Below are 17,586 nucleotides of genomic sequence, written 5' to 3'. Positions count from 1 at the left end.
TCAGGCGACGACCGAACGCTGTGGGACGCCGACGTATTCGCTCAGCGGGCGGATCAGCGCGTTGGATTCGCCCTGTTCGATGATGTGGGCGGTCCAGCCGGTGATGCGGCTCATCACGAAGATCGGGGTGAACACCTCGATGTCGAAGCCGAGCAGGTAATAGGCGGGACCGGTCGGAAAGTCGAGATTGGGTTTGATGCCGGTGGCTTCGTTCATGGTGCGCTCGAGGATCTCGTACATCTGTACCCACTTGCGGCCGTCGGTGACCGCGGCGACGTCGAGCAAGGCCTGCTTCATGGTCGGCACCCGGGAGTCACCGTTCTTGTAGACCCGGTGGCCGAAGCCCATCACCTTTTCCTTCTTGGCCAGTTTGTTGCGCATCCACTGTTCGGCCAGAGCGGGGTCGCCGATCTCGAGCATGTCGTGCATGACCGCCTCGTTGGCGCCGCCGTGCAGCGGACCCTTGAGCGCGCCGATGGCCGCGGTGACCGCGCTGTAGATGTCGGACAGCGTGGAGGTCACCACTCGTGCGGCGAAGGTGGAGGCGTTGAAGCTGTGCTCGGCGTAGAGGATCAGCGAAACCTCGAACGCCTTGACCAGTTCCGGCGCCGGGACCTTGCCGAAGCACATGTTCAGGAAGTTCTCGGCGTAGCCCATATGCGAATGCGGCGCGATCGGGTCCAGGCCACGACGGCGCCGGTGATCGGCGGCCACGATGGTCGGCAGCACCGCCAGCATCCGTAAAGCCTTGGCGCGGTTGGCCGCCGGACTGTTGTCGGCCTCCGCCGGGTCCTCGGCGCCGAGGTAGCTGATCGCGGTGCGCACCACGTCCATCGGATGGCAGTTGTCGGGCATCTTGGTCACGAGCGACAGCAACGACCGATCGACGCGACGGGCAGCTCGCTCCTGCTGGCAGAACCGTTCCAGCTGAGCGTCGTTGGGCAGTTCCCCGTGCCACAGCAGGTAGGCGACCTGCTCGAAACTGCAGTGCGCGGCCAGATCCTGCACGGCATAGCCGCGGTAGGTCAGCGAGTTGGTCTCCGGTACCACCTTGGACACCGCGGTGGTATCGACGACGACGCCTGCGAGTCCCTTATAGATCGTCGGTATGGCGGAGGCCTCCCTCGCCCCGCCGCCGTCGCGCACCGAATTGCTCAGCGATGCTGCGTTCATTACTGGTCCTTCCCCAGCCTGAAATTGAAGATCTCGGAGTCGAATTCGTTGTAGCGCTCGTACTCGAGCAGTTCGTAGAGCCTGCTGCGGTGCTGCATCCTGTCGAGCAGCCCCGCCTGGGTGCCCTCGGCGAAGATCTCGCGCAAGCCCTGTTCGGCGGCCCACATCGCCAGCCGCAGTGTGGATACGGGATAGATGACCGCGTTGTAGCCGATCGACTCGAGCGTCTTCGCGGTCAGGAGCTCAGACTTGCCGAACTCGGTCATGTTGGCCAGCAACGGAATCGAGATCGCCGCCCGGAACTTCTCGAAGTCCGCCGGGGTGTAGAGCGCCTCGGTGAAGATCAGGTCCGCACCGGCGTCGGCGTAGGCCTTCGCCCGTTCGATCGCCGAGTCGATGCCCTCGATGCCTGCCGCGTCGGTGCGCGCGCAGATCACGAAATTCGGGTCACGCCTTGCCGATACGGCCGCACGAAGGCGACGCACCATCTCATCGGCGGGCACAACTGCCTTACCGTCGAGATGCCCACAGCGCTTCGGGTTGACCTGATCCTCGAGATGCAGACCCGCGATGCCCGCGTCTTCCATGACGGTCACGGTGCGCGCGGCACTCATCGGTTCGCCGAAGCCGGTGTCGGCGTCGATGAGCACCGGCAGGTCGGTGACCCGGGCGATCTGCTGCCCGCGCCCGGAGACCTCGGTGAGCGTGGTCAAGCCGATGTCGGGCAGGGCGAGGTCGGCGGAGAGCACCGCGCCGGAGACGTAGACGCCCTCGAAGCCGATCTCCTGGATCAGCTTGGCCACCAACGGATTGAACGCACCGGGGAAGCGCTGGATCTGCCCCGAGGTCAGGCCGGCCTTGAACGCGGCCCGTTTGTCGGCGGCGGAGGTGGCGGCGGCCAGGAGCCCCGTCATCAGAACAGGCCCTTCGGGGACTCGGTCGCGCGGGCGAGCACATCCGCCGAGACGGTGAACGTGAGCTCCGACAGCTCGGCGGCGGACAGCTCGCCCGCGCGCTGGACCACCTCCAGGAAGCGATCCTGCTCAGCGGGCTCCACCACGCCTTCTGCGAGGGTGCGGAACTTGGCGATGTACTGCTCGCGGGCGAACGGGCGCGCGCCGAGCGGGTGTGCGTCGGCGACGGCGAGTTCGTCGGTGATGACTTCGCCGCTCTTCAAGGTGATTTCGGCGCGGGCTCCGAATGCCTTCTCGTTCGGGTCGGTGGAGTGGTAACGGCGGGTCCACTCCGGGTCTTCGGCGGTGGAGATCTTGTTCCACAGTGCGACGGTGTCCGGGCGCTGGGCGCGTTCGGGTGCGTAGGAGCGCTCGTGATGCCAGGTGCCGTCTTGGAGGGCGACCGCGAAGATGTACATGATCGAGTGGTCCAGGGTTTCGCGCGAAGCCTGCGGGTCGAACTTCTGCGGATCGCCGGATCCGGTTCCGATCACGTAGTGCGTGTGATGGCTGGTGTGCAGCACGATCGAGGCGATCTGATCCAGGTCACCGACCCGCTCGCGCAGGCGGAACGCCAGATCGATCGGCGCTTGACTCTGGTACTCGGCGGAGTGTTCCTTGGTGTAGGTGTCGAGGATGCCGCGTTTGGGCTCGCCCGGTCCGGGCAGCGGCACCGAGTACTCCGCCTTCGGCCCGCCGAGCAGCCAGGCGATCACACCGTCCTCGCCCTCCCAGATCGGCGAGGGCGCACCCTCACCGCGCATCGCCCGGTCGACGGCCTCGACGGCCATCTTGCCCGCGAACGCCGGGGCGTAGGCCTTCCAGCTCGAGATCTCGCCCTTGCGGGACTGGCGGGTTGCGGTGGTGGTGTGCAGCGCCTGCCCGATCGCCTGGTAGATCGTCTCGGTGTCCAGCCCGAGCAGCGTGCCGATGCCCGCCGCGGCCGACGGCCCGAGATGAGCGACATGGTCGATCTTGTGCTCGTGCAAGCAGATCGCCCGCACCAGATCCACCTGGATCTCGTAACCCGTTGCCAGACCACGGATCAGGTCGCGACCACTGCGCCCGGCGTGCTGGGCCACCGCCAGGATCGAGGGAATGTTGTCCCCGGGATGCGAGTACTCCGCCGCCAGAAAAGTGTCGTGGAAGTCGAGTTCACGCACCGCGACACCATTGGCCCACGCCGCCCACTCCGGGGAGAAACGACCCTCGACGCCGAAGACGGTCGCGCCCGGCTGGTACGGGTGGGTCAGCGCCTGAGCGCGGGCGTTGGCGACCGGACGCCGGGTGATCGACGCGGCCGCGACCGCGGCGTTGTCGATGATCCGGTTGACGATCATCTCCGCGGTCTCCGGCGCCACCTCGACCGGATCGGCCGCGACCTCGGCGATGTGCCAGGCGAGGTGCTCTTCGCGCGGGAACGGCTCGGCGGAGCGGTGGGTGCGAACGAGATGATTCTTCATGTTTCGCACGCTACCGAGCCGTGCACGGGCCGGAACCGCCTCGCAAATGCCTATTTTTGCGGAACCGGATCGGCGAAGTTGCGAAGGTTGTGTGCACCGCTGCGACCGCATCCGGCCGGGAAACCGCTGCGGGAACACGAAAAACCCCCGGGGTCTCCGGGGGTTCCGTGTGCGTGCCTGCGAAAGGTCAGGACGGGGCGCCGATCCGGGAGCGCAGACCCACGGCGAAGGTGCGCGCCGCATCCAGATCGTCGGCGTCGGGGTGTCCCTTGCGGATCCCGCCGACGATCTTGAGCGGCAGCCAGGTGTCGAAGCCGCGGCAGGTGAAGACGTCGACGACCGAGAAGCCCTTCTGCTCGATCAGCTTCGACAGCGTGCGGGTGTACTGCCGGAACTTCGGCTCGGGAAAGCCGCTGCTGGCGAACACGAACGCCTTGCCGTGCTGCCCCTCCGGGAGAGACTTGACGAAGTCACGCAACTCCGGGTGGAAGGCCATGTTGAAGATGCCCGAGCCGAAGCCCACCAGGTCGTAGGTGGCGAGCTCGGCAGCGTTGATCTGGCCGGGCTCGACCACCCGGGCCTCCAGGATCTGGCCCATGACGTCGGCGATCCTCTTCGTGTTGCCATGCGACACGGAGGTGCACACGATGATGGCCTTCATGACGATGCTCCTTTCGCTTTCTCGAATTCACTGTGCTGCTGGTCAGAGCGGGTCACAGGCTCTCTTTCCGTAATGGTCCAGTCGCGAGCCACGCCTTCAGCCTATCGGTGCGGAATGGACGGGGAAATTATCCGAACGGAGTAGTGCGCGTGCCTCCATTCATCCACCCTGCTCCGCTATCGCGGCGCAACAGGCGGGAGATATCGGGGGAATACGCGGCTCTGCAACCGTGGGCAGTGCCAAGACGACAGCGCCCGAAGGAGCAGACAGATGTCCGAGGCATTATGCGAAAATCCGACCTGCCGCAGCGCCGTGGCGATCGAAACATTGCGATCCACGCCACCGGCCGACGATGTGCGCGTGTGCCCCGATTGCCTGTCTCGCTTTTTCGAGACGCTGCGGCAATTGCCGGTGCTGTACGCACGCTGCGGCGAGTTGCTGCAGGGCGAGCGCAACCGCAGGATGGCACCGGCCCGAGGTGGCCTGCGCCAGGGCATCGTCCTGAAGGACGCGCTGGTCGAAGCCCGCACGGAAGTGCTGGCGCTCGCGGCCTCGTGGGCGGCCATGGTGGTGGACGAGGCCCGGCCGCCGCGGCGACCGCGCCGCGACATCACCACGCTGGTGGATTTCCTGCTGCAGTACGGGGATTGGCTGGCCGTGCATCCGGCGATCGTCGACGCGATGGACGAGTTCGCCGAGGTGCATGCCCTCGCCCAGCAGGTGATCGACCCGGTGCCGAACCAGATCGAGGTCGGCCACTGCGACCGCCCGGGGTGCCACCAGAAGGTGTACGCCCGGCTGGCCACGGCCGGGCCGGGCGACAGCCTGGTGCGTTGCTCGGCGGGGCACAGCTGGCAGCCGCATCAGTGGCTGGCGTTGCAGCGACGGGTCAGCCGGCCGCAACGGCACGCCGTGCGGCGCGGGGAGGCGGTCGCATGACCATGCAGTTGGCGGGCCGGCGCCTGGTGCCGACCGAACTCGCCGCGCTCGCCGCGGGCGTCAAGCAGGAGACCATCCGGAAATGGGCGAGTCGCGGCAAGCTCACCCGGTACGGCAGACCCGGTCGCGCCGAGTACGACCTGTCCGAGATCCTCGTACTGCTCGGCGACCCGGAACCGGCTCGATAGCGAGAACGCGGGCACAGCAACAGCTTTCCCATAGCTGTCGCTGTGCCCGCGTCGGTTGTGCGGTGCCCGCCGCAGCCGCCCGGTGCCCCGGAGGCGATCCCGATCGCTGGGGCGTGCGCTGCGGCGGGCCGTCAGTGCGCCGAGTTCACCCGGCACGCCGCGCCGGTTCGAACAGCGCCGGCCGCGGCAGACTTTCACCACCGGCCAGAATGGCCTGTTCCAGTTTGCGCAGCTCATCCGAGGGTTCCAGCCCGACCTGCTGGATCAGCGTGGACCGCGCCCGCTGATAGACCTCCAGCGCCTCGGCCGTGCGCCCGCAGCGATACAGGGCGAGCATCAGGTAACCGTAGGTTTCTTCCCACAGCGGATGCGCGTCGACGTGTGCTTGCAGGTCGGGCACGATCTCCCAGGCCCGGCCGAGCGTCAGCTCGATCCGGAACCGGGACAGTTCCGCGGCCACCCGGCGTTCGGTGAGCGGGTAGGCGATGCGCTGGATGCGACCGCTGGGCACATCCGCGAGCACCGGTCCGCGCCACAGGCGCAACGCCATCCGCAGCGCGACCAGCGCGCCCGTGAGATTGCCGTCCTGCTCCTGCACCCTGGCCTGGGCCAGCAGGTCGTCGAACTGGGCGCTGTCCAGGTTGGATCTGTCGAAGACCAGCCGATACCCGGGCGCGCGCGTCTCGATGGCGGCCGGGCAACCGCTGTCGGCGAGCACCCGGCGCAGCACCGAGATGCAGATCTGGATCTGCGATCGTGCCGTCGCCGGGGGTTCGCCGTCCCACACCGCATCGGTCAGGCTTTCGATCGAGGTGACGCGGTTTGCCTCCAGTGCGAGCAAGCCGAGTACGGCTCGCTGCCGGTACGAGTCGAGCCGAGGCATTCCCGTATCACCTTCGATCTCCAGCGGACCGAGAATTCTGATCTCAACCATTGTGTGTCCATCCATCTCAACCGGACTCGTCGAGCGAATCCGTTGTTGCATCCCTACTTCCAATATCAAAACCGACCGCAACCGGCCCGCCAATCCATCCTGTGGGACCACACTGCGTCGAAAGGAGTAGCCGGGTCACACAAACGTCGCATCGATGCCCTCGATAATCGGGGCATGCGCTCGGTTTTGTCGTTACTTATTTGATCGCGGGTCGGCCGGCGGTCGAATCCGCACGGCGTGGATACGATAAACGGCCCGGGGTCCGAGGGAGATGCCTCCGCGGACCACCGGGCCGTCGAATCTCTTTGTGCTATAGGGGAAACCGTCAGGACGTCGGCGCGGGCGGGTCGGGCAGTTCGATGACCACCAGGACCAGAGCTTGGTCGGCGAGGTTGTAGAGCCGGTACGGCGCGGGCAGGCCGCCGCCGCGGATGACCTGACCGGTGGTCAGGGTGGTCCGGCTGAGCACATGATCGTGCTCGTCGATCACCTCGACCGGACCGCCGGAGAGTACGACGGTGATCGAGGAGCGCGGGTCGTGGTGCAGGGTGCCGCACCGGTCCGGCGGTACGCGTTCCATCCAGCACGTCACGCCGTCCTCCTCGACCAGGACGGTGCGGTCATCTTCGTCCGGGGCGACCTCGGCCCGGGCGTCGTTCGACGTCATGTCGTATCCCTTGTCGAATGTTCCTGCGGCGCAGATCATGTCGGCTCCTTCGTCGAATGGTCCTGCGGTGCAGCAGTTTCCGTCGGCACCCTGGTTCGCATGCCTGCCCCCTTTCTACGTGTCCGATATTAGCGATGCTCGGTCGACCGGATAAAAGTGTTGTAAACCTCGCGTAAAAGCAGGCGGGATCGGCGGTGGGGCCGTGCAGGTCACAATGGCTGCGTACCACTTTTTGGTCATCGCCGCACCGTTGGGTGAATTGGTGCAGTTATTGCCGTTCGCTGTGATTCCCGTGCGGGCGAGCGCCGAGAATGGCCGGACATTCCTATCCGGACAAAAAGGACGGAACTGTCGGCCGGGGACGTGTTACACGCTTGCCGGCTCGGGTGCCCGCAGGATCTCCTGCTCCAGTTCCAGCATCTGTGCCGAGGGGCCGAGGCCGAGCTCGCGATCGAGGACCCGGCGCAGTTCCTGGCAGGCGCGCAACGCGTCCGCGCGCCGGCCGGAGCGGTGCAGTGCCTCGATCAGGCGCAGGTGGAAGGATTCGTCGAGCGGGTGATCGGCGACGAGTTCGCGCAGTGCCGCAACGAGATCGGCGAACTGTCCCAGTGCCATCAATGCGTCGGCGTGGCAGCCGAGCACGCGCAACCGACGCTCGTCGAGATAGTTGACGTAGCTGCTCACGATCGGCCCCGGCGTCACGTACGGCAGCGCGCTCGAACCCTGCCACAGCCGCAGCGCGTCCTGTGCCAGGACCGCGGCGGCCTCGGGCAGGCCACGGCGGAGCAGCGTCACGCTGCGCTCGCCCCAGCTGTCGAACTGCCCGGCGTCGATCTGCGCGGTGCCCGCCACGAGCCGGTAGCCGGTCGGCTCGGTGCGCACGATCTGCTCGCCGGGCACGCTCAGGTAGCGGCCGAGTGCGCGGCGCAGATGGTAGATGTGTACGCGGACAGTGGTTTCCGGGTGCCCGGGCGGGCGTCCGCCCCAGAGTTCGGTGCTGAGGGCGGCCACGCTCACCGGGCGATCGGCCCGGGCCAGCAGGGCGGCCAGGATAGTCTTGACCTTCGCGCCCTGTACGGCGTAGGCGCGATCGGCGGTACCCACCTGGAGCGGGCCGAGCACGGTGAACCGCAACTCGTTCCGCGGGCGTGTTTCCGATACTTCCATCAGCTGAACAACCTTCGAATCTGCGCGAGTCTCGGCGATCGGACGTCGCCTTCTCGATAGCAACACGGCACCCCGGCGCGGGCAACGGACCTGCGCCCTAAGAGATACCGACTACTCCGAAGGGATAACCGGACCGGTAAGTTCGATCCGGGATCGAACCTCTTGGTCTACGCTGCAGTAGAGAATGTCCCCGACGTAGAACCCGCCCGCAGGATCGAACGTATTGAGCGGCACGCCGTTTCAATGCAGAACGCTGGAAGGGCCCTCGACGCCGGGGTAGGATTCGATCTAGTTCTACGCTGAGCCCGGATGCCGGCCGGGTTGCGCGCGGCGGGGCAGTGCGAGAAGGGTGGGCGGGTGTGATCGGCAGAGATACTACAGGAAGATCAGTGCCAAATCAAAGCATCGAGACCGATCCGCCGGATAGTTTGTCAACTGATTTCGCGGCACTGTTCACCGCCCGAATTCCCTCGCTGATCGCGCAATACCGTGCCCGCCTCGAAGAGATCGGCAGCCCGCTCGTTTCCAATTCGGCGGCCTGGGAACAGTGCGAGCTGCAAGCCACCCGAATTTTCGAGGACTGCGCGCGCAGTCTCGCGGCGGGCAGTCCGATGGTCAGTCACGTGACCGACGTCTTCGATCTCGGCACCGAGCGCGTGCGCCAGGGCGCCCACATCACTCATTCGGTGCGCGCGGGCGGCATCATCGCCGATCTGGCCATGACCGTGCTCGCCGAATGCGCCGCGCAGCTCGGCGCACCGCAGACCGACCTGGTCGCCGCCGTGCGCGCGCTGCAGCAGGGGATCGGGCTGCGGCTCGAATCCGGTTCGATCGGCTACGACGCGTTCCTGCTGCAGCGGGTGCGGGAGGCGCACGAGCAAGGACAGCGCAGACTGGCCAGGGAGATCCACGACCACATCGGCAACTCGGTCAGCTTGGCGCTGCGTCAGATCGAGCTCTACGAGCTGGAATGCGAACGCGCCGGTGATGATTCGGGATCGCGCCACGTCCAGCTGGCCAAAGACGCCATCCTGGAGACGATTACCCGCAGCCGCGAGCTGGTCAGCGAACTGCGCCAGCCCGGGGTGAACGGCTCACTGGAAACCGCGCTGCGCGGCTTCGCCGGCTCGCTGGGGCAGTCGGGCGCGCCGCTGCAGATGTGGGTGCGCGGCAGCGACAAGTGGATACCCGGTGCGGTCACCGAGGAACTGTTCATCATGGTCCGTGAGTGTCTGCGCAACGCATACACTCACGCAGGTGCGGCCAACGTCGTCGTGCACATCGATATCGCGCCACACGAGGTACACGCCGAGATCATCGACAACGGCAAAGGCTTCGACGTTCAGGCGCTGCGCGCTACCGGCCGTGGCAACGGCCTGCTGATCCTGCAGGAGCGCTCCGACTTGGTCGGCGGCACGGTGCATATCGATTCCGCCCCGGGCCGCGGCACCCGGGTCACCCTATGGATCCCGATCGCCCAGGAGCGTCAAAACTTATGAGCCAGAACCAGATCCGCATTCTCGTGGCCGACGACCACACCCTGTTACGAGAGGCACTGTGCGATCTGCTCCGGGCCGAACCCGATTTCGAGATCGTGGCGCAGGCCGGCACCGGAACCTCGGCGATTCAACTGGCCGCCGAACATCGCCCCGACGTGCTGCTGCTGGATCTGGAAATGCCCGAGAGCAATCCGCCGGACACGGTGCGCCGCCTGCTGGAACAGGATCCGGCGCTGCGGATCATCGTGTTGAGCATGCACGACGCGCAGCAGCTGGTGCAGCAGCTGCTCTCGCTCGGCGTCCGGGGCTATCTGCACAAGGGCGCCCGGCGCCACACCCTGGTCTCGGCGATCCAGCAGTCCGTGGGCGAAGGCCCGCAGACGGTCACCCTTTCGGTGTCGCCGGAGAGTTTGCGGGCCAGGGCCGAAGAGCCCGAGGATCCCAGCACGCTGTCGACCCGCGAGCGTGAGGTGCTCGTGCTGGTGGCCGAGGCGCTCAGCAATCGTCAGATCGCCACCCGCCTCGGCGTGGCCGAGGCGACCGTGAAACGGCACCTGCGCAACATCTTCACCAAGCTGGAGGCGGTCTCCCGCATCGACGCGGTCAACCGGGCGGTCGAGCGCGCGCTGATCTCGCGCCAGCAGGTGGAGTCACCGCAGGGTGTCCGCAGCTGGCGGTGAGCCGGTGACCGGATGGCGGGACTCGATCATGCGCCCGGAAACGGTGCCCGCGGCATCGGAGACCAGATAGTCCACCAGGGCCGCGGTTTCGTCTTCCGCGGCGAGGCAGCACTCCGGCCGGGCGCGCGATCCGGTGTCGGCGGTGCGGGCCGCGCAACTGATATCCGCGACAACGGTATTCACCTGCACCCCGCGCGGGCCGAGTTCCCTGGACAGCGTTTCGGTCAACGCGTGCAACGTTTCCCGGATCACCAGATCGTCGGGTCGCTTGCGCGCCGAGGAGTCGATCTGGGCCACGTTCACGATCCGGCCCGCGCCCGACTCTGCCAGGTAGCGCTCGGCCGCGCGACTGACCAGCAGCGGCGCCCGCAGCCGGGCGTGCACCACCGATTCCCAGTCCGGCAGCTCCGGCGCGCTGTCGGCGCGACCCGGGAACGGCGCGTTCACGACCACCATGGGCGGACCCAGGGTCTCGGCGACTCGCAGCACGGTGGCCTCCGCCTCGTGCAGATAGCGCAGATCCGCGCCGAACGCCCACAGTCCGGCCCGGTCGGGCCCGAGCGCGTCCAGGGAGGTGTCGCACCACGATGCCCGCAGATCCACCAGGGCGATGGTGAACTTGCGGGCCGCCAGCTTTCGCACGACTGCCGCACCGAGGCCGCTGCCGGCTCCGGTCACGATGGCCACGCGGTGCCGGCTATCCACCATGGCAACGCTCCTTTCAGGAATTTGCACCGTGTCGGGTCTCGTTCGATGTACCCGACTGTCCCCACGTGAGCGCCCACCCTACGCGATCGCCGACATCGACCGAGCCCGCCATGGCCCAGATGCTGCGAAAGTAGTATTCCGGAGACGCGACATTGCTCCTTTCCATACACTGAATCCACCTTTTAGCGCTGAGAGGAGTACCGCATTCGGGGAATATCCGATATGTCGGCACCGGCATAGCGTAATGCGATATGAATATGGGTGCTGCGTCAATTCAATTCCCGGCCGATACTACGGCGGGAGCAGTATTAGTCCGGCTTTCGAAAGAATTTCTACAGGAATCCCGGATCTCGGTCCAGATCATCTTCCTGATGCGTTTCGGCACCGCGGCCGTGCTCGGCACGTCGGTGCTCGGCGGCCAAGTGGTGCTGGCCGCGGTGGCCTGGGTGCTCGCGACGCTGGCCGCCTACGTGTTCAACGGCGTCATGGACGTCACCGAGGATCGGGCGAACGGCTCGACCCGGCCGATCAGCCGGGGGTCGCTCCCAGTGCCGGTGGCCGCGGGCGGGGTGATCGCGGCGGGCGCCTTCGCGCTGGCCATCGGTGGCGTCGTCGACGCGGGCGGCTGGCTGCCGCTGTTGATCCTGGCCCATCTGGCGTGCGGCTACGCCTATTCCGGTGCACCCTTCTACGGCAAGCGCCGCGGCAGCACGGCTGCCCTGCTCGTGCTCGGCATGGGCGTGCTGACCTACGCGGCGGGCTGGCAGGCGGCCGGCCAGCAGGGCGGTCTGCCGGTGCTGCTGCTCGGCACCGCGATGTCGCTGTGGATGGCCGGCGTCGGTGCCCTGGTCAAGGACCTGTCCGACGCCGAGGGTGACGCGGCGGCCGGGCGCCAGACCCCGGTGATCAAGTGGGGCGATGGCCGGGTCCGCCTGCTGGTGAGCGTGAACGCCGCGCTCATCGCCGCCGGATACGGCGCAGCCGCTCTGCTTTTCGCGCCGATGCTGGTGCCGTCGGCGCTCGCCCTGATCGTCGGTGCGGTGGCGGTCGGCGTGCTCGCCGCGACAACCCGCCGCGCCACCTCCCGCACCGACCGCCGCCTCCCGTATCGCGCCTTCATGGTCACCCAGTACGCCGTGCACATCGCGGTGCTGGCCACCCTGCTCATCGTCGGTGTGCGCTAGGCCCTGTCTCGACAAGGCCTAGCGCTCAGCTCACTTGTTCCGATAGGCGACGCCATGAGCCATGGAGATCAACTCCTCCTGCCAGCCCGGTTCCAGACCCACGTCGGCGAGCGCGGCACTGCCCCGCTCGACGAGCGCGCCGATGTGCTGCTCCACCGCGGCGGATATCCCCGATTCGAGCAGCCGCTCGCGCAGTTGCGCCGAGGTCGTGCCCGGTGCGTCGATCAACGCCCTGACCTGTTCGTCGCGCTCGATGGCGAGCGAGAGCAGCAGGGTCATCTTGTGCCGTTCGAGATCCAGCTGGGCGGGCTTACCGAGCGTGTCGGTGTCACCGAACATGTCGAGCAGGTCGTCGCGCAGCTGGAAGGCCTCGCCGACCGCGAGACCGTAGGCCTCGAACGGCTGCGCCAGATCGGGTCGCCCGGCCAGGATCGCGCCGACCAGCAGCGGCCGGTGGATCGTGTAGTTGCCCGATTTGAGCTGGGCGATGGTGCGCGAGAGCTGCGGGTTGCCCGCGAACCGCGCCGCCGCGACCACGTCGAGATGCTGACCGATCATCAGCTCGGCCCGCAGTTCACCCCAGGCCGCCGTGACCGCGGGCATCGCCTCGGCCATGAAGATATCGGCGTAGACGAGGGCCAGGTCACCGGCCAGGATCGCCACGCTCTCGCCGAACCGGCCCGATTCGCCCTGCCAGCCGTGCGCCCGGTGCCGGGCCGCGTACTTCTCGTGCACCGAAGGGGCGCCGCGGCGGATCGCTGATTCGTCGAACACGTCGTCGTGGATCAGCGCACTCGCGTGCAGGAACTCCGTGGCTACCGCCGCGGAGATGATCGAACTTCCGTCCGGATCACCGCCCGCCGCGAGATATCCACTGATGCAGAACTCCGGCCTGATCCGTTTACCGCCGGCCCGCATCAGCTCGGCAATCGACTCGATCGTCGCGCCGGCCTCGCTGTCCAATGTAAACCAGCGCTTGTGCTCTTTTTCCAGGAACTCGAGTGCCAGCTGCTCGGCACGTTTCATCATGTCGTTTCTGGTGTCTTGTACGGAGTAGATTCCGGTTGCCGCGCACATGGTCGCAGTACCACCTTTCGGAGATAGAGGAATGACATAGCACGAGGTAGTTACGGAATTCCGGCCAATTGCGCGCGCACGATCTTTCCGGAGCCGTTGCGCGGAATCTCGGCGACGATGACGACATCGCGCGGAACCTTGTACCGAGCCAGCTGGGATTTGACGTAATTGCGGATTTCCTCGGGATCGAGCTCGGCGCCCGCGCGCGGCACGACGAACGCCCGCAGCCGCTGGCCGAAGTCCGGATCGTCCACGCCGATGGCGGCGGCGTCGGCGATATCGTCGCGGTCGGCGAGCAGGTTCTCCACCTCACCGGGGTAGACGTTCTCGCCGCCGGACACGATCATGTCGTCGCTGCGGCCGTCGAGGAACAGCAGGCCCGAGCGATCGAAGTGCCCGATGTCGCCGGTCGAGATCATCCCGCCGTGCCGGTCCTTGTCCCGGCCGTCGGTGTAGCCGCCGAAGCTCAGGCCATTGGCGACGAAAATGATGCCCGGGGTGTCGGGTTCGGTGATCTCCCGGTCGTTGCGGTCGAACAGCGCGACCCGCACGCCCACCGGCGGCCTGCCGACGGTGCCCGGCGCCCGCCGCAGCTCGGCCGGCGTGGCCACCGACACCGCGGCGACCTCGGTGGCCCCGTAGTTGTTGTAGAGCACGTCGCCGAAGGCGGCGGCGGTGCGGGCGCTGAGCCCCGGCGAGATCGCCGACCCGCCGCTGGCGATGATGCGCAGCGACGAGACGTCGTACCGGGCAAGCACATCGGGGCCGAGGTCGAGGATGCGGCCCAGCATGGTCGGTACCACGATCAGGGTGTCGGCCCGGTGCTTCGCCACGCTCGCGAGGGTGGCCTCGGCGTCGAATTTGCCGCGGCCGAACACCACGGTCTTGCCCAGCGCCATCGCGAGGGTGAACTGCCCGAGGCCGGTGGCGTGGAACAGCGGCGCGGCGATCACCATGGTGCCGCCCCGGCTGAGCGGGACCCGGTCGAGCAGCTGTGCCGATTGCAACGGGGAAATGCGCTTGCGTACCGCGCCTTTCGGCGTACCGGTGGTGCCGCTGGTGAGCAGCACCAGACCGCCGGGTTCGGCGGGCAGCGGCGGCGGGGTGGTCGAGTTGGCGGCGATCAGGTCATCGATCAGTGCCGGACCGTCCGCGCTGCGCGGCCCGTCGCTCCAGGTCTCGAACAGCCGGACCGAGCCGGACAGCGCGGTGGTGGGGGCGCTGAACTCGGCGTCGTGGAACAGCACGGTGACGCCTTCGCGCTCGGCGACATCGCGCAATTGCGGTCCCGCGAAACCGGTGTTCATGATGACCAGCCGGACGCCCAGTTTGCCGGTCGCGATCATGGTCGCGACCATGCCGCGATGGTCGCGGGCCAGCACGCCGGCCACGTCGCCGGGGCCGATGCCGGCGGCGGCCAGGCCGCGGGCCAGCGCGTTCGACTGCCGTTCCAGCTCACCGAAGGTGATGCTGCCGCGGGCGTCGACCACGGCGGCGCGATCGGGTTCGTACCGCGCCATGTAGCTGATCATGGCGGGGAACGGCCCGCAGTGCGCGGCGATCTTGGCCGAGCGCACGTCCGCGGACAGATGGCGGGGATGGATGAAACCACGCTTGCCGAGCACGGCCAGCGATCGGAGCACCTGCGCGGTGCGCTGCAGCATCATGACAGCACCAGGGCCGCGGCGAGGCCGAGACCGACCGCGTCGGTGCTGCGGAAGCCGAGGATGACGGCGCGCTGCACCTGATCCTGGACCAGGCCGGCCCGGATCTGCATGGCGCGCAACACGATCGCGGGCAGCACGCACACGACCAGCCACGGATTCAGCGAGCCGATGACGAACGGCGCCACCAGCAGGGCGAGGCTGAGCACGGACAGCACGGCGATCAGGCCGCGGTAGATCGTCGGCGAGATGACGGCCGCGAGGGTGCGCCGCCCCGAGGCCGCATCCCCTTCGCGGTCACCGAAATTCGCGTACGAGACCACCAGCAGCATGCACACGCCGATCAGCAGGCCGATCAGCACGGCGTCGGTGGACCAGTGCCGGGCGATGATCCAGTACGGGCCGAGCACCTCCGCGGTGTTGACCAGGAAGATCACGAACTCCAGGCCGGTGGGGCGGTAGCTGAACTTGAACAGCCACGAGTACTGCACGGCGACCGCGATCACCACGAAGTACCCGATCAGGAACGGGATCGGCACATCCCCGTCGAGCGGAATGAGCAGCGCCAGACCGGTGCCGAACGCGATCAGCCCGGTGACGATGCCGAAGGTGATCGCTTCGCGTTCGGAGAGCATGCCCGACAGCAACGGCTTGTTGGACTTGGGCAGGTGCCCGCCGGTGGCGTAGTTCTTGGCGTCGCTGCCGTCCCGGAAGCCGACGACATCGTCGGCGGCGCAGGTGGCGACCTTCATCGCGATCATGCCGACCAGGATCAGGCCGAGCGCGGCGGCCATGCCCGGCTTGCTGATCGACTCGTGGGCGAGCAGCAGCACGGCGAGCAGCCAGGCGTAGAAGTGGTGGTACACCCGGAGCTTCCCCAGGCGGAAATAGGCACCGGCCTTCTCGCCGAAGGAGATTCCGGTGGACTGAATAGTCTCAGTGGTCATGTCGAGTCCTGTGGAGTGAGGGCCGATGGTCAGCTGTGCTGCGCGATCAGCTGCGACAGCGCGGGGCGCTGGATCTTGCCGGTGGCGGTGCGCGGGAAGTCGCGGAAGTCGACGACGACCGGGTCGGCCATCAGCGGCAGGTCCGCGACCGCCGCGCGCCACGCGGCCTCGTCGAAGGGCCGGTCGCGCAACGCGATCACCGGTACGACGCCTTTATCCTTTTCCAGCACAATGGCTTCCAGCAGCCACGGCATACGGGCGAGCAGCACGTCCTCCATCGCGATGGCGCTGGGGAGCCGCTTCATCCGTTCGACCTGCCGATCGATCAGGATCAGCTTGCCGAAGCGGGTCCGCTTGCCGTAATCGCCGGTGTCCCACCAGCCGTCGGCACTGGTGTTGGCCTCGGCCGCCTCGCGCCGGTTGATGTAGGTCTGGAACTGGCCCGCGGAGGTGACCTGGATCCGGCCCGCGGTGCCGTTCGGCACCCGCTTGCCGTCGGGGCCGACGATCCGGGCCTTCGAGTAGCCCGGCGCGGTCCAGCCGGCCGAATGTCCTTCCGGCAGCCGGCTCACCTTGGCGCGGTGTTTGCGGCCGGTGAAACCCTTGAGGTGCACCTTGGCCGCGATGCCGCCGAGTTCGGACTGGCCGTACGCCTCGAAGAAGGTCGCGAGCCGGTACTTGGAGCCCGCGAGCAGCCGCCGCACGGTGCCGGGGTGGATGACGTCGAAGGTGCTCACGTAGTGCCGCACCGAGGCCAGGGTTCCGTTGTCGGCCAGGTACTCCCACTGCATGAGGGTGTTCGGATGTGCCTCCAGGTAGATCGGCTGGTAGCGCCGGATGAACGGGGCCACCGCCTCGCCCGCGTGATCGGACAGGATGACCAGCGGCACGTTGCGGCGCAGTGCGCAGAGCAGACCGGTCACGGTGCGGTAGTGCACGGGCGACACCGCGACGGCGGCGTAGCCGCGCAGCCGGCCGATGATCGCGGGCACCTCCTGGGCGTAGCCCTGGTGGTCGGTGCCGCGCCGGGTGTACTGCACCAGCTTCGGCACGCCGGTGGTGCCCGAGGTGTGCGTGACGATGTAGGGGGCGGTGCCCGGCATCGACACGGCGGTGGTGCGGCGCGGCGCGGTGTCGGGCAGCCGGGCCGCCAGCTCGGCCCAGTCATCGATCTGCCGGAGCGTCTCGAGCTGTTCGACCTTGGCCCGGCGGTCGCCGGTGGTGACGATCCGTTCGATCGTCACGGGCGCCAGCATGCGGCCGAGGGTCTCGACGTCGAGCGCCGGGCTGAGCAGGACCGGCACGCCGCCCACCGCGGTCAGCGCCGCGATGACGATCATGATGTCCAGTGGCGCGTCCAGCCACACCGCGCAGTAGTCGCCGGGCTTGATGCCGGTGCTCTCGAAGAGCGTCGCCGCACGGCTGGCCGCGTCGGCGACATCGGTCAGTGCCACCTGATTGTCGACCACCGGCACGGCGACCGAGGAATGGTCGCTGATCCAGGGCCGGGCATCCGGGGCGATCTCGATCAACTGATCGTAGATGAGATTGTGGTTTCGAGTCATAGCGTCACTCAATGTTTCGTGTCGGCCGGCGTTCCCGGAATAAACCGGTAGCTCCGGATCGAGCAGGGCTGAGGTTTTACACCCGGACAGGATCGGGACGGTGTCGAACCGTGGGCC

17 protein-coding genes are annotated in these 17,586 nt (G+C 67.5%); 5 read left to right on the top strand and 12 right to left on the bottom strand.

Going from position 1 to position 17,586, the window contains the following annotated elements:
• The 4 genes from O3I_RS33530 to O3I_RS33515 form a co-directional block, all read right to left on the bottom strand.
• Entirely contained in the window at positions 1-1,173 is a 1,173-nt protein-coding gene (locus tag O3I_RS33530) for a bifunctional 2-methylcitrate synthase/citrate synthase (protein WP_014987474.1), read from the bottom strand.
• Positions 1,173-2,087 (bottom strand): methylisocitrate lyase, encoded by a 915-nt coding sequence (gene prpB, locus O3I_RS33525; RefSeq protein WP_014987473.1) that lies wholly within the window; start codon positions 2,085-2,087, stop codon positions 1,173-1,175. Before prpB ends, O3I_RS33530 begins: the two co-directional genes overlap by 1 nt.
• Positions 2,087-3,589, bottom strand: a complete 1,503-nt coding sequence (gene prpD, locus O3I_RS33520; RefSeq protein ID WP_014987472.1) for a 2-methylcitrate dehydratase PrpD — start codon at positions 3,587-3,589, stop codon at positions 2,087-2,089. Before prpD ends, prpB begins: the two co-directional genes overlap by 1 nt.
• Before the next feature lie 187 nt (positions 3,590-3,776).
• Complete coding sequence (locus tag O3I_RS33515; RefSeq protein ID WP_014987471.1) at positions 3,777-4,250, bottom strand: flavodoxin family protein; 474 nt, start codon at positions 4,248-4,250, stop codon at positions 3,777-3,779.
• Between the two features lie 270 nt (positions 4,251-4,520).
• Here O3I_RS33515 and O3I_RS33510 point away from each other — a divergent pair, with 270 nt between their 5' ends.
• Both O3I_RS33510 and O3I_RS33505 read left to right on the top strand, forming a co-directional pair.
• Positions 4,521-5,189, top strand: coding sequence for a hypothetical protein (locus tag O3I_RS33510; RefSeq protein WP_014987470.1), 669 nt, complete (start codon positions 4,521-4,523; stop codon positions 5,187-5,189).
• Positions 5,186-5,377 carry a hypothetical protein gene (locus tag O3I_RS33505; RefSeq protein ID WP_014987469.1) on the top strand — a complete coding sequence of 64 codons (192 nt, stop codon included), beginning with the start codon at positions 5,186-5,188 and terminating at the stop codon, positions 5,375-5,377. The genes O3I_RS33510 and O3I_RS33505 overlap by 4 nt, the downstream gene beginning before the upstream one ends.
• A gap of 145 nt (positions 5,378-5,522) precedes the next feature.
• On the opposite strand, the gene O3I_RS33500 is transcribed toward O3I_RS33505, so the two are convergent.
• The 3 genes from O3I_RS33500 to O3I_RS33490 all read right to left on the bottom strand — a co-directional run bounded on the left by O3I_RS33500 (position 5,523) and on the right by O3I_RS33490 (position 8,145).
• Entirely contained in the window at positions 5,523-6,311 is a 789-nt protein-coding gene (locus tag O3I_RS33500; RefSeq protein WP_014987468.1) for an AfsR/SARP family transcriptional regulator, read from the bottom strand.
• Positions 6,312-6,636: 325 nt separating this feature from the next.
• Complete coding sequence (locus O3I_RS33495; protein ID WP_014987467.1) at positions 6,637-7,017, bottom strand: hypothetical protein; 381 nt, start codon at positions 7,015-7,017, stop codon at positions 6,637-6,639.
• Between the two features lie 327 nt (positions 7,018-7,344).
• Positions 7,345-8,145, bottom strand: a complete 801-nt coding sequence (locus O3I_RS33490) for an AfsR/SARP family transcriptional regulator (protein WP_014987466.1) — start codon at positions 8,143-8,145, stop codon at positions 7,345-7,347.
• A 338-nt stretch (positions 8,146-8,483) separates the two neighbouring features.
• Here O3I_RS33490 and O3I_RS33485 point away from each other — a divergent pair, with 338 nt between their 5' ends.
• Together O3I_RS33485 and O3I_RS33480 are read left to right on the top strand one after the other, a co-directional pair.
• The gene (locus O3I_RS33485; protein WP_148282714.1) at positions 8,484-9,644 is read left to right on the top strand and encodes a sensor histidine kinase; all 1,161 of its coding nucleotides are present in this window, start codon (positions 8,484-8,486) and stop codon (positions 9,642-9,644) included.
• Positions 9,641-10,324, top strand: a complete 684-nt coding sequence (locus O3I_RS33480; protein ID WP_014987464.1) for a response regulator — start codon at positions 9,641-9,643, stop codon at positions 10,322-10,324. Before O3I_RS33485 ends, O3I_RS33480 begins: the two co-directional genes overlap by 4 nt.
• Here the strand turns inward: O3I_RS33480 and O3I_RS33475 are convergent.
• A complete protein-coding gene (locus tag O3I_RS33475) occupies positions 10,295-11,032 on the bottom strand; it encodes an SDR family NAD(P)-dependent oxidoreductase (protein ID WP_014987463.1) in 738 nt (245 codons plus the stop codon). The genes O3I_RS33480 and O3I_RS33475 overlap by 30 nt on opposite strands.
• 371 nt (positions 11,033-11,403) lie before the next feature.
• Here O3I_RS33475 and O3I_RS33470 point away from each other — a divergent pair, with 371 nt between their 5' ends.
• Entirely contained in the window at positions 11,404-12,216 is an 813-nt protein-coding gene (locus tag O3I_RS33470) for a UbiA family prenyltransferase (protein WP_014987462.1), read from the top strand.
• 30 nt (positions 12,217-12,246) lie between these two features.
• Here the strand turns inward: O3I_RS33470 and O3I_RS33465 are convergent, their stop codons facing one another.
• The 4 genes from O3I_RS33465 to O3I_RS33450 form a co-directional block, all read right to left on the bottom strand.
• Positions 12,247-13,242 carry a polyprenyl synthetase family protein gene (locus O3I_RS33465; protein WP_216226513.1) on the bottom strand — a complete coding sequence of 332 codons (996 nt, stop codon included), beginning with the start codon at positions 13,240-13,242 and terminating at the stop codon, positions 12,247-12,249.
• 101 nt (positions 13,243-13,343) lie between these two features.
• Positions 13,344-14,957 (bottom strand): AMP-binding protein, encoded by a 1,614-nt coding sequence (locus O3I_RS33460; RefSeq protein ID WP_014987460.1) that lies wholly within the window; start codon positions 14,955-14,957, stop codon positions 13,344-13,346.
• A complete protein-coding gene (locus O3I_RS33455) occupies positions 14,957-15,904 on the bottom strand; it encodes a UbiA family prenyltransferase (RefSeq protein WP_014987459.1) in 948 nt (315 codons plus the stop codon). Before O3I_RS33455 ends, O3I_RS33460 begins: the two co-directional genes overlap by 1 nt.
• 29 nt (positions 15,905-15,933) lie before the next feature.
• Complete coding sequence (locus O3I_RS33450; protein WP_014987458.1) at positions 15,934-17,469, bottom strand: AMP-binding protein; 1,536 nt, start codon at positions 17,467-17,469, stop codon at positions 15,934-15,936.
• Positions 17,470-17,586: the final 117 nt, after the last annotated feature.

The organism is Nocardia brasiliensis ATCC 700358 (genome assembly GCF_000250675.2).
In the GTDB taxonomy this organism is placed as follows: domain Bacteria; phylum Actinomycetota; class Actinomycetes; order Mycobacteriales; family Mycobacteriaceae; genus Nocardia; species Nocardia brasiliensis_B.
The sequence above is the reverse complement of the archived record's forward strand: the minus strand, read 5'-3'. Positions and strand labels throughout refer to the sequence as shown.